This window comes from Faecalibacterium sp. BIOML-A1, assembly GCF_009679715.1.
GTDB classification, from domain to species: domain Bacteria; phylum Bacillota; class Clostridia; order Oscillospirales; family Ruminococcaceae; genus Faecalibacterium; species Faecalibacterium taiwanense.
In genome coordinates this window covers 99758-106004 of record NZ_WKZJ01000012.1, presented here as the reverse complement: position 1 = coordinate 106004, position 6247 = coordinate 99758, and the positions used below count along the sequence as shown (strand labels likewise).

Genomic DNA, 6247 nt, shown 5'->3' with positions numbered 1-6247 from the left:
TCCGAAGGTTTGACCACCACCGTCTCAAATTTTGCATCAGGCACCGGGAGATGAAGCTGATCGCTGGTCTTGATATCAGCCGCTTCTTTGAACATCGCCATCAGTTCAGGAAGATTGAAGAACTTAGCGAATCTTGTTCTTGCCCGGTAGCCGGTGCCTTCGGGCGCAAGTTCAATGGCCGTGGTCGTCTCACCGAAGGTGGATGCCCACGCATCAAAATGGGTCAACCCTTTCTGCTGCAAGGTGTTGTACTGGAGGTAGCGCATCAGGGTATACATCTCGGTCATGCTGTTGCTGATAGGGGTGCCTGTCGCAAAAATAACACCGCGCCCTCCGGTGATCTCATCGAGGTAGCGGCATTTTCCAAACATATCGGAGGATTTTTGCGCTTCAGATGTGCTCAGTCCGGCCACATTCCGCATCTTCGTATATAAGAACAAGTTCTTATAGTTTTGGCTTTCATCCACAAACAACCTGTCTACGCCCAATTGTTCAAACGTAACCACATCATCTTTACGGTCTGCGCCTTGCAGCTTTTTCAGTTTCTGTTTCAGAGACTTGCGCAACTTTTCCAGCTGCTTTACTGTGAAATGCTCGCCAACCTGTGCTTTCGCTTCTTCGATGGCCTCCTCGATTTCATCCATCTGTTCCTGAATCAGACGCTCCTGTCGTTCTGCGGACAAGGGTATCTTTTCAAACTGGCTGTGTCCGATGATAACTGCATCATAATCACCGGTCGCAATTCTCGCACAGAATTTTTTTCGATTACCGGGTTCAAAATCTTTCTTGCTGGTAACCAGCAGCTTCGCATGGGGGTACAGACGTAAAAACTCGCTGGCCCATTGTTCCGTCAAATGGTTTGGCACGACAAAAAGACTTTTCTGGCACAAGCCCAGACGTTTCAGTTCCATAGCGGAAGCCGCCATCTCAAAACTCTTGCCGGCACCGACTTCGTGCGCCAAAAGGGTGTTGTACCCATACAGCACATGGGCAACCGCATTGCGCTGATGCTCTCGCAAATTGATCTCCGGGTTCATGCCCACAAAATGAATGTGGGAACCATCGTATTCACGGGGGCGGGTGCTGTTAAAAAGCTCGTTGTACTTCTTCACCAATAAGGCACGCCGCTGAGGGTCTTTCCAGACCCAGCCAGCGAAAGCATCCTTGATGGCCTGCTGTTTCTGCTGGGCGAGGGTGGTTTCGTTTTGATTCAGCACACGCTTTTCTTTCCCATCCTCCTCGATGGTATCATAAACGCGGCTATCACGCAAATTCAAGGTATCCTCCAAAATCTTGTAAGCGTTGGCTCGGCGTGTACCGTAGGTTTCGGTGGCCATAATGTCCCCGAAGCCAGTAGCAGATTTATTGCTGATTCGCCATTCGGAAGTGTAAGGGGAGTAGCGAACGGTGATGGCATTGTTGTAGCGGATACGATAGGGCGGCTGAAAAGTTTCCATCATAAACTGCTGCACGATGGAGGGGGCAAGCCAAGTGGCACCCAAACGTACATCAATTTCAGATGCTTCCAAATCTTTGGGCTGCGCCTTGGTCAGTGCGTCCACATTGACCTTGAATTCCGGGTGACTTTCCGCAGCAAGCTGTGCCATCCGCAGCTTATCGCGTACATTACCCGAAAGGTATTCGTCCGCTGTTTGCCAGCCCGCTTCCGGGTCGTCAGCATCCGCAGCTGGGTCTTTGAAAATCACGCCGGACAATTCGGTGGTGATGCGCTCACAGTTACCGGGTGTGCCCAGCAGTTCTGCCATATAAGGCAGATCAACCTTGCCATGCTCCCCGATGGACACCGCCAACGCTTCGCTGGGGGTATCCACGCTGGTGACAACACGCTCTGGCCGAATCGTCCGCTTGGTGAACATATCTGCCTTGGACTTGAGATTTTTATTCTCGTCCAGATTCTCCAGTGAGCAGAGCAGATAGTAGGAACTGTCATCATCGAACAGGCGGGCATTTTTCTTGTCGTTGATCAGCCCGTATTTTGCCGTAAAGGCATCGTAGGCGGCGTTCAATTTTGCTTGCGATGCCTTAATGTCCTCGTCCGGGAAGTCGTTCAACTGCTGGTCAATCAGTTCGTTGACGATCTGCCGCAACTCCACCATACCAGCTACACGGCCTTTGGCGTTGTCGGACAGTTCGATCTGCGTCATGATAGAGTTCTCTCGGTAGTAGATCTCGCCATCAACGACCGTATAGCTAAAATTCTTCACAGTCGGGTCTGCGGGCAGCGTTTTGCGCTGTGCTTCCGCATCTGCGACGTCCGGGGCAGCAATCTCCACCGCAGTGTAATTACCCTCGATGTGCTGTACCGCCTCGGCAAGCTGGTCTGCAAGGCTGGTGCCCTCGATGGGTGCAACGGTCAGGTCGTGACCATATTGGGTGCTTTCCATCGTGAGCTGCCCCAGCACCATCTCCGGGTGGTCTACAAAATACTGGTTGATGGCAAAGCCATCTTCCGTTTTGCCAAGCTGCACCCAGTCTGGCTCATGGTCGATGGGGCGGTCACGCTTCTGCAAAAAGATAATGTCCGAAACCACTTCGGTTCCGGCATTCGCCTTGAACGCATTGTTGGGCAGACGGATGGCCCCCAGCAGGTCGGCACGCTCTGCCATGTGCTTGCGGGCGGTGCTGTCCTTGCTGTCCATGGTATAGCGAGAAGTCACAAACGCCACGATGCCGCCCGGACGCACTTGGTCGATGGCTTTCGCAAAGAAATAGTTGTGGATGCTGAAGCCCAATTTGTTATATGCCTTGTCTGCAACTTTATAATTGCCAAACGGGACGTTGCCCACTGCAAGGTCATAGAAATCCCGGCGGTCGGTGGTTTCAAAACCTGCTACCGTGATGTCAGCTTGCGGGTACAGCTTTTGCGCAATGCGTCCGGTGATGCTGTCCAGTTCCACACCATACAGGCGGCTGTCCTGCATGGTGTCCGGCAGCATCCCGAAAAAGTTGCCGACACCCATGCTGGGTTCCAGAATATTGCCGCTACGGAATCCCATTTTTTCTACTGCATCATAGATGGCACGGATAACGGTGGGGCTGGTATAGTGTGCATTCAGCACCGACCCACGGGCGGCGGCGTACTCGTCCTCCGAAAGCATTCCTTTCAGTTCGGTGTACTCCTTTGCCCAGTTGTCTTTGTTGGGGTCAAAGGCATCTGCCAGACCGCCCCAGCCGACATACTGCGCCAACACTTCCTGCTCCTCGGCAGAAGCACCACGGTGTTCTTCTTCCAGACGGAACAGCGTTTTGATGGCCTCGATGTTCCGGGCGTACTTCTGCTTTGCACCGCCCTCGCCCAGATGCTCATCAGTAATGTGAAAATTCCCAGCGGGTTCAGGCACAGGTTCTGCGTGGAGGGCTTCATCCAAGGCTGCGGCATTCGGGAAAGTCTGAACTTCGCCATCAATCACCGCAGAGATCGGCAGTTCATCCAGTTCCTCATCGGTCAGTTCAGGCTCATCCGGCTCCTTCTGCCGCAGTCCCTCCTCAAACTGCTGCCGGTTGATGACCTCGTTATCCCAAGAATGACCGTGCGCACTGGTGTCGATGCGCACATCGGTTTCACCAACATAGCCGATGGTTCCTTCAATTGTTCTGGTGGGAAGGTCTACTACAACTTCGTCCCCGACCTTATAGCTGACCTCTTTTTCGGGAACCAGCTCAATGGCTGCGTCCTGCTGTTCTTCGTACAGTTCCCGGATGTGCGGCAGATGCTCGTTGCGGAAAATGGGCAGTCTGTTTTTCGTCAGCTCCATGTCCTGCAAGCTGACGGATTTGAACATAAAATTAACGTGTTCCACCCGAAAATCCCGGTCATCCAGCTTGACGATGCTGCCAATCGGTAAATAATCCGATTCCCGGAGATATTTTGTCTGGTGGTGGGAGCCATCTTCGTTCAAGCCAGCCAGATAGACGTTATTGCCCTCTGCCCACAGCTTTTTGGATTTTGCTACCCACTGCTCACTCGGAAAGCCAGTTACCTTGACCTTGCCGAGCGTATTTTCCTGTGACAGAAGATTGGTATGCAGAATCTGCTCCACAGCAACGGCATCTTTGTCATAGAACAGATAGTTGCCGTTCAGTTCAAAGCCCACAAGAGTATTAGGATACTGCTCTTTCAGGGCAGTGTACTCTGCGGCAACCGTGCCGTCCAGCATCGGGAGCTGACGCTCAGCCTCCTGTCTGACAGTACGCTGCTCTTTTTCCGCATCCGTCAGATAACGATCAGACTGAATCATCAGGTCGATATACTTTTCCACCTGTATCCAGCTCAACGGGATTTTCTGATAATCCGGGTAGTGGACAAATTCCAAGCCTTTTCCATCGTAATTCACAAATCCGCTACTGCCATCCAGATAATCGTGGGAATGACCGCCGATGCCGTACTCCTTTGCCAGTGCCTTGGCACGGAGCTTTTTGTCAGGCTGGGTCTGGTACAGCTCAATAATTCGCTGCTTGCCATCCTGAAAGCCGGAGCCGTGTTTGCGCAGTTCATGTTCGATCTCTGCCTGTGACAAGGAAAAAGCGGAGGACGATTTCTCGTTCTCCGCTCGGTCGATTGCTTCAATTTGCTGGGCTTCGGTAGGGATGCTGAGATTGAAAAAACTCAGTTGTAAATCAGTTCCATCAGGATCACTTCTTCCACCTGTGCTTTCAGGCTGTTCATGTGTTGCACCCACATCAGTTGGTTCTTCGCTTTGTCCGGGGCTGGGTTCTGCTTCAGCAGTTCGTTCATCATCTGCTGCTTCTGGTTCTCCGCTGCCTGCTCCACTTCCAGCAGGTGCGGATGCAGCTTCCCGGTCAGCAGCATCGAGTTGTACAGCACCGGGCGATTCTCCATCAGGTACATCCGGCGCATCCGTCCGTACCGGCCCAGCGGCTTCTGCGGCTGGTTCAAGGTCAGGTTCGGGAGCTGGTAATCCCCGACGGTCGAGTAGGTCACGTTCCTGTTCATCATATTCATGCTGGCTCCTTTCTACATTGCGGCGGCGGATGGTCGTTTTGACAGTGCGCTCGATATTCCGTAGCACATCCCGGCTGCAATCGCTGACTGCCGCACCCAGTGCATAGACTGCATCCGGGGTCGAGAAATCATAAATTGCCTGAAAATCATCCCGGTCAAAATAACCCTCCGGTTCAAAACCGCACCGTTCCAAGATGGTGTACATGATGCTGATTGCGGCGGCACTCTTGAACTGGAGTTCCTGTCCGGCTTCATCATAATCCATCAGGAACGAACCGTCAACGATGCCGAGAATGTCGGAGCTGTTGTTATCCCAGTAGGATTCTGCCAGCTTTCCGGCAATGTCCGCAATCTGCTGACTGAGCCGTTCGTGGTGAATACCGTATTCCCGCGCCAGCATTTCCGATACCGGCTGGAACAGGTCATCGTTAAGTTGCCACACCTCCGGGTCACGGGAATTGCGCCGCACCCCGGTATCGCTCACATCAAAGACATAGTGCAACCGGGGTACACTGCTGGACTGGTCGAGCAGGGCGATACCCTTAGACCCTCTGCGCACATAGCGGTTCATACGGTTGTTCCAGATGTCAAAACTCGCACAGGCAGTCGCATCAGGACGCTGGGCGTAGATCATCAGCTGGTCGGCAAAGCTGTACTTATACAACCGGGATGCCGTAGTCAAATAATCCGTCCAGTGTTCCCAATACCGGGTCAGACCGTTTGCCGTGCGCTGGGCAAGGGCAAGGTATTCTTCGGTTTTGCTTGGCATAGCGTTCCTCCCTTCAATCTCGTTGTAAACAAAAAAGCGAGCGGCCTTTTCAGGTCACTCGCTTATGGAATCTATGGCGTTTTATTCGTATCGTGCGGCAAACTTTTCTGCCATCTCCAGCAGACGTTCAAAGGTCTGCGTTTCTTCCGGTTGCTCGATCAGTTTTGCAAGGAGCGCACGGAACACGTCGGTGCTGTCCTCATACAATCCTTTTGCGATAGTGTCAATGTGTTCATGTAGTTTTTTGACAGCATCACCGGAGGGTTTGGATTTCGCAAGCAGGTTGGTCAGATAACTGAGATAAGGATAGGTGGAATCATCAGTGATGATCTCGTTGGTCTCCTCGATGATCTTCTGGTTATCTTCGGGGGTCATATCACCCTTTTCTTCCCATATATCACGAGAAGAAGTGCGGCCTTTCAGAAAAGTGGCAAAGAGCAGGCGGTCAAGGGGAGAGCGTTTTGTGGTGTCCATTGGCAAGCCTCGCTTTCTAT

The 6247-nt window shown here is 52.5% G+C and carries 3 protein-coding genes; all 3 read right to left on the bottom strand.

What is annotated here, in order from left to right; genetic code table 11:
- On the bottom strand, positions 1–4259 hold a 4259-nt coding region (locus GKG36_RS12325; protein ID WP_173012974.1), incomplete at its 3' end, for a DEAD/DEAH box helicase family protein.
- A 368-nt stretch (positions 4260–4627) separates the two neighbouring features.
- On the bottom strand, positions 4628–4984 hold the full coding sequence (locus tag GKG36_RS12320; protein ID WP_154260991.1) for a TnpV protein: 357 nt from the start codon (positions 4982–4984) through the stop codon (positions 4628–4630).
- An 850-nt stretch (positions 4985–5834) separates the two neighbouring features.
- Positions 5835–6227 carry a hypothetical protein gene (locus GKG36_RS12315; protein ID WP_055186015.1) on the bottom strand — a complete coding sequence of 131 codons (393 nt, stop codon included), beginning with the start codon at positions 6225–6227 and terminating at the stop codon, positions 5835–5837.
- Between the last annotated feature and the right edge of the window lie 20 nt (positions 6228–6247).

What these genes read in the sequence shown, in the direction of transcription:
- GKG36_RS12320 (WP_154260991.1), bottom strand. Translation starts at nt 4,984, where the DNA reads ATGAATATGATGAACAGGAACGTGACCTACTCGACCGTCGGGGATTAC.
- GKG36_RS12315 (WP_055186015.1), bottom strand. Translation starts at nt 6,227, where the DNA reads ATGGACACCACAAAACGCTCTCCCCTTGACCGCCTGCTCTTTGCCACT.